Below are 5,334 nucleotides of genomic sequence, written 5' to 3' on the forward strand. Positions count from 1 at the left end.
GGGCGGGGGAGCGCCTCGGCCGCAACGCGAGCTTCGCGGCGGTCGGCAACGCGCTCGGCGCCGCCGGCATGGGCGCCATCGGCTACTATATCTCGAACGGCGCGGTGTTCTACCTGACCGCGGCCCTGGTGGTGCCGACGATCATCGCGCTGACGCGGATCCGCGCCGACGAGATCGACGCCAACGTGTTCAAGGACGCGGTCCCCGAGGCGGCCTCCAAGTCGGACGCCAAGTCGGCCTCGGCCCAGAAGCCCCGCGCCGCCGGGCAGGACGGCGTCCGGGCGCTGCTGACCAATCGCGGGCTCCTGTGCTTCGCGGCCTGCATGGTCCTGTTCTTCCTGGCGAACGCCGCGATGCTGCCGCTGGTGGGCAGCGTCCTCACCCTGCGGGCGAGCGAGACCGCCACCGCGCTGATCGCGGCCTGCATCATGGTCCCGCAGGCGGTGCTCGCCGTGAGCGCCCCCGCGGTCGGCCGGGCCGCCGAGCGGTTCGGCCGCTACCCGGTGCTGCTCCTGGGTTTCGGCGCGCTGCCGGTCCGCGGGCTGATGCTCGCCTACACCACGAACCCCTACGGCCTGGTCGCCATCCAGGTTCTGGACGGGATCTCCGCCTCGGTGCTGGGCGTGATGGTGCCGCTGGTGGTCTCGGATCTCACCCGCGGCACGGGACGTTTCAACCTTGCGCTCGGCGCGGTCGGCACCGCGATGGGCGTGGGCGCCGCGCTCTCGACGTCGATCGCCGGGATCATGGCGGACCGTCTGGGCAGCCACAGCGCCTTCCTGGGACTGGCCTTCATGGGCTTCGCGGCCTTCATGCTGGTGGCGCTGATCATGCCCGAGACGCGCCAGCCGACGGAGGAGGCGTGATCCGCGGCATCGGATTCGCTTGCATGTATCCACGCCGCTCAAGCGGCGTTCAGGTTTGAGAGATAAAAGCGCGCGGGAGGTGCGGGCCGGTGCAACATATGGCAACGCTGTTGCGTTGCCGCTGCGGGTCCGACTGCGCCCGCGTTGCACTCCGCCTCAGCCCGCACCAGCCAGTGCCGCGTGAATACGGAATGGTCACCGCGATGGAAGAGCTGCACCAATACGCTGAGAGGCCCTTCGCCTTCGTCGGGCGATACCTCCGGCGCCGCTGGGTGCCCCACCTGGTGATCCTGATCTCCGTGCTCGGTGCGGTCGGGTTCTCGGTCTCGACCGACTATGCCCTCAAGGGCGTGGTCGACGCGCTGACCAAGGGGCCGGGCCCGGGCAACACCGTGGTCTGGGGGGCGCTCGCCGTCCTGATCGGCTTCATCGCGGCCGACAACATGCTCTGGCGCGTTGCGGCGCTGACCGGGGCCTTCACGTTCGTGGGCGTCACCGGCGACATCCGGCGCGACCTGTTCCGGCACATGACCGGCCATTCGCCGACCTTCTTCTCCGACCGGCAGCCGGGCACCCTGGCGTCGCGCATCACGGCGACTTCGAACGCGATCTTCACGGTCGAGAACATGTTCGTGTTCAACGTGATGCCGCCGACCGTCGCGGCCTTCGGATCGATCGCCTACATCGCTACCGTCAACACCACCATGGCGGCGATCCTGGCCGGCGTCTTCGCGGCCGTCGTCGTGCTGATGTTCAAGATGGCGGCGGCCGGCAAGCCGCTGCACCACGACTTCGCGGCCAAGGCGGCCTCGGTGGACGGCGAGATGGTGGACCTCGTCGGCAACATGTCGCTCGTGCGCGCCTTCTCGGGCTTCAAGCGCGAAGGCCAGCGCTTCGAGGGCACGATCGCCACGGAGATGCGCGCCCGGCGCTCGTCGCTGCTCTACCTCGAGAAGCTGCGCATCGTGCACGCGGTGCTGACCGTCTTGGCGGTGTTCGGCCTGCTCTACTGGGCGATCCAGATGTGGGAGGCAGGCCAGGCGACCAACGGCCAGGTGGTGCTGGTCTGCACGCTCGGCATCCGCATCCTGGCGGCCACCCGCGACCTCGCGGTGGCCCTGGTCGACGCGACGCAGCACACCGCCCGCCTTGCCGAGGCGCTGCACACCCTGCTGCAGCCACACGACCTCGTGGACCATCCGGAAGCCAAGCCGCTCGCCGGCCAGGGCGCCAAGATCGAGTTCGACCACGTCGCCTTCAATTATCCGGACGGGCGCCCGGTGTTCACCGATTTCGACCTCGTGATCGAGCCGGGCCAGAAGGTCGGCCTCGTCGGCAAGTCGGGCGGCGGCAAGTCGACCCTGTTCTCGCTGCTGCAGCGCTTCTACGACGTGAAGAGCGGCGAGATCCGCATCAACGGCCAGAAGGTCGAGCTGGTGACCCAGGAATCCCTGCGCGAGGCGATCACGGTCGTCCCGCAGGACGTGTCGATGTTCCATCGCTCCCTGCGCGAGAACATCCGTTACGGCCGGCCTGAGGCCACCGACGAGGAGGTCTGGCAGGCCGCCGAGGCGGCGCGCTGCACCGAGTTCATTCAGGCTCTGCCGGAGGGCTTCGACACGATGGTCGGCGACCGCGGCGTGAAGCTCTCGGGGGGCCAGCGCCAGCGCATCGCCATCGCGCGGGCCATCCTGAAGAACTCGCCGATCCTGCTGCTCGATGAGGCGACCTCGGCGCTCGACGCGGAATCGGAGCAGGCGATCCGTCAGGCGCTCGCGAACCTCATGAAGGGCCGCACCGTCATCGCCATCGCCCACCGCCTGTCGACGCTGCAGGACTTCGACCGGATCGTGGTGCTGGAGGGTGGCCGCATCATCCAGGACGGCTCGCCCGACAACCTGACCCACCTCGACGGCTTCTTCCGCGAACTGATGAAGAAGGAATCGATGTCGATGTCCCTGGCGGCGGCCTGATCGGGGCGCACCGCGAGGCCTGGCCGTGCCCGATCTCGACAGCGTCGTCCGGGAGATCTCCGACGAGATGGCCCTGCGCTCCGACCGGGGCGCGGTGGCCGACTACATCCCCGAACTCGCCCTCGTGGACCCGAACCAGTTCGGCATCGCGGTGATCGATGCAGACGGTGCCGTCACCGTCGGCGGCGACAGCGAGATACCGTTCTCGATCCAGAGCGTGTCGAAGGTGTTCACGCTCACCCTGGCGCTCGGCATGGTCGGCGACCGGCTGTGGAAGCGGGTCGGGCGCGAGCCCTCCGGCAACCCATTCAACTCGATCGTCCAGCTGGAGCGCGAGCGCGGGGTGCCGCGCAACCCGTTCATCAACGCCGGCGCCATCGCGGTGACCGACGTGATCCTCTCGGGTCACGCGCCCCGGGAGGCTTTGGGCGAGATCCTGCGCTTCATGCAGTTCCTGGCCCAGGACCCGACCATCACCATCGACGAGCAGGTGGCGGCCTCCGAGAAGCGCACCGGCTTCCGCAACACCGCGCTCGCCAACTACATGAAGTCCTTCGGCGTGATCGAGAACCCGGTGGACTACACGCTCGGCGTCTACTTCCACCACTGCGCCATCGCGATGACCTGCCGACAGCTCGCCATGGCGGGCCGGTTCCTGGCCCATAACGGCCGCAACCCCTCGACCGGGCACAATGTCGTCTCGGCCGAGCGGGCGCGCCGCATCAACGCGATCATGCTGACCTGCGGCCACTACGACGGCTCGGGCGAGTTCGCCTACCGGGTCGGCCTGCCGGGCAAGAGCGGCGTCGGCGGCAGCATCCTGGCGGTGGCGCCCGGAAAGGCCTCGATCGCGGTCTGGTCGCCGGGCCTCGACGCGGCGGGCAATTCCCATCTCGGCCGCGTCGCCCTGGAGCGCCTGACCCAGCGGATGGGCTGGTCGGTGTTCGGGGTTTGAGGCGCGTTCGAGTTCAGCGTGCCACCGTGACCGCCAGCTCGACACCGACAGCCTTCTGGACGCTGCGCAGGATCGCGAACAGGTTGCTGGCGGTCGGGTTGCCGGAAGGGCCCAGCATGCGCATCAGGCTCTTCGAGGTCGAGCCCGTCTCCTGCGCCAAGCGCTCGAACCCGACGGTGGCATTGACGCAGTCACGCAGAAGCGCCTTCCCTGTGTCCACCTCCCCCGCCAGGAAGAGTTCGACCGCCTCCGTCAGGAGTGCGGCATGGAAGGCGGGGTCGCGCTGGGCTCGGGCCTTCACCGTCTCCTTGAAGCTGCGCGTCAGGGCCATCATCCCTCCTTCTTGCGCCGTTTGTATACGGCCCAATGTGCACGGGCCTCGCTGATATCCTGTTGCTGCCGTTGCTTGCTTCCACCGCAGAGCAGGAGGATCAAGGCGCCTCCGTCCCGTCCGAAATAGAGTCGGTATCCCGGTCCCCAGTCGATCCTGTACTCTTCGACGCCGCCGCCCACCGACTTGGCGTTGGACAGGTTGCCCTGCTCCATCCGCAAGAGCGCAACCGTCACCTTGGCAGCCGCCTGATCGTCGAGAGCGTCGAACCATTGGGCGAAGGGACTCCGCCCACGATGATCGATGAACTCCCGGACCCTCATCCAAATAGTACCATATACGTGACCTTTTGCGCCAGCGGATCCCGATCCGACTCACGCGTGGTCACCACAAAAGTGCACCAACGAACCCTTGCATGCGTGACAGTTCCAAGGCAGTGGCGAACGGATAGGCGACAACACTGGGTACGGGAGACGCGGGCGGATGGCGACGACACGGATCGCGCAGCCCGAGGGAAGCATCCTGGACCCCGGCGCCATCCTGGCCCGCCTCGACCGGTTGCCGCCGACGCGCACGGTCTGGCGCCTCGTGGCTTTGCTCGGCCTCGGCTTCTTCTTCGAACTCTACGACCTGCTGTTCACCGGCTACGTCGCCCCGGGCCTCGTGAAGGCCGGGATCCTGACGCCGACCACCCCCGGGCTGTTCGGCGCGAGCGGCGTCGCGAGCTTCGTGGCGGCCCTGTTCACCGGGCTGTTCATCGGCACCCTGGTCTGCGGCTGGCTGGCCGACCGGTTCGGCCGCCGGGCGATCTTTACGTGGTCGCTCCTGTCCTACACGGCCGCCAACGTGGTGATGGCCTGTCAGACCGAGGCGTTCGGGCTCAATCTCTGGCGGTTGATCGCCGGGATCGGCCTGGGCCTCGAGATGGTGACCATCGGCAGCTACCTCTCGGAGCTGGTGCCGAAGGGGATCCGCGGCCGCGCCTTCGCCCTGTGCCAGGGCATCGGCTTCACCGCCGTGCCGGTGGTGGCGTTCCTGTCCTACCTGCTGATCCCGACGGCGCCGCTGGGGATCGACGGCTGGCGCTGGGTGGTGCTGATCGGCGCCACCGCGGCGATCGGGGTCTGGTGGCTGCGCGCGGGCCTTCCGGAGAGCCCGCGCTGGCTGGTCGAGCGCGGGCGGCTCGCGGAGGCCGACGCGGTCCTGCGG

The 5,334-nt window shown here is 68.6% G+C and carries 6 protein-coding genes; 4 read left to right on the forward strand and 2 right to left on the reverse strand.

The features are described 5' to 3' along the window. From FV228_RS19320 to FV228_RS19330, 3 genes are all read left to right on the forward strand, one after another. Window positions 1-866, forward strand: an 866-nt coding sequence (locus FV228_RS19320; protein ID WP_147856103.1) for an MFS transporter, incomplete at its 5' end; no start/stop codon positions are given. Between the two features lie 203 nt (window positions 867-1,069). Continuing rightward, complete coding sequence (locus FV228_RS19325; protein WP_147856104.1) at window positions 1,070-2,839, forward strand: ABC transporter ATP-binding protein; 1,770 nt, start codon at window positions 1,070-1,072, stop codon at window positions 2,837-2,839. Between the two features lie 25 nt (window positions 2,840-2,864). After that, window positions 2,865-3,794, forward strand: coding sequence for a glutaminase (locus FV228_RS19330; protein WP_147856105.1), 930 nt, complete (start codon window positions 2,865-2,867; stop codon window positions 3,792-3,794). Between the two features lie 13 nt (window positions 3,795-3,807). Here the strand turns inward: FV228_RS19330 and FV228_RS19335 are convergent, their stop codons facing one another. After that, window positions 3,808-4,125: a transcriptional regulator gene (locus FV228_RS19335; RefSeq protein ID WP_147856108.1), complete on the reverse strand. Its 318-nt coding sequence runs from the start codon at window positions 4,123-4,125 to the stop codon at window positions 3,808-3,810. Further along, window positions 4,125-4,448, reverse strand: coding sequence for a type II toxin-antitoxin system RelE/ParE family toxin (locus FV228_RS19340; RefSeq protein WP_147856106.1), 324 nt, complete (start codon window positions 4,446-4,448; stop codon window positions 4,125-4,127). Before FV228_RS19340 ends, FV228_RS19335 begins: the two co-directional genes overlap by 1 nt. A gap of 160 nt (window positions 4,449-4,608) precedes the next feature. On the opposite strand from FV228_RS19340, the gene FV228_RS19345 reads away from it, so the two are divergent. Next, window positions 4,609-5,334, forward strand: a 726-nt coding sequence (locus FV228_RS19345; RefSeq protein WP_147856107.1) for an MFS transporter, incomplete at its 3' end; no start/stop codon positions are given.

Origin of the sequence: Methylobacterium sp. WL18 (genome assembly GCF_008040015.1) — a bacterium.
Taxonomy (GTDB): Bacteria; Pseudomonadota; Alphaproteobacteria; order Rhizobiales; family Beijerinckiaceae; genus Methylobacterium; species Methylobacterium mesophilicum.